Origin of the sequence: Enterobacter sp. PTB (assembly GCF_051130085.1) — a bacterium.
GTDB classification, from domain to species: Bacteria; Pseudomonadota; Gammaproteobacteria; order Enterobacterales; family Enterobacteriaceae; genus Enterobacter; species Enterobacter ludwigii.
Genome location: NZ_JBDKEE010000184.1, coordinates 1 through 250, shown reverse-complemented (window position 1 = coordinate 250; position 250 = coordinate 1). Strand labels below are relative to the sequence as shown.

General features: G+C 65.2%; 1 protein-coding gene. It reads left to right on the top strand.

Annotation, left to right across the window (positions count from 1 at the left end; genetic code table 11):
* A partial coding sequence (locus AAIR21_RS28180) for a type VI secretion system baseplate subunit TssG (protein WP_434682883.1) occupies positions 1-250 on the top strand: 250 nt, incomplete at both ends.

Here is a 250-nt window from a genome sequence, read left to right as displayed (position 1 = left end):
ACGGTAAGCGATTATGAGGTGATACGTGTCCCGGTGAGCGTACGCAGCGGTCTGGCGCGGGCAAACCGTGTGAGGCTTTCTGCACGTCCCGTGCTGGGGAAGACGGCTCCGGAAGGCTGCAGTCGGGTGCGGGTCACGCTCAGCACCACAGACCGGGAAGAGGCGGCTGGCTGGTTGCCGGGGGGATCGCTTCACGCTGACCTGCTGGTTCTGCTGCGGGTGTACCTCGGGTATCGCAGCGATGTCCGTC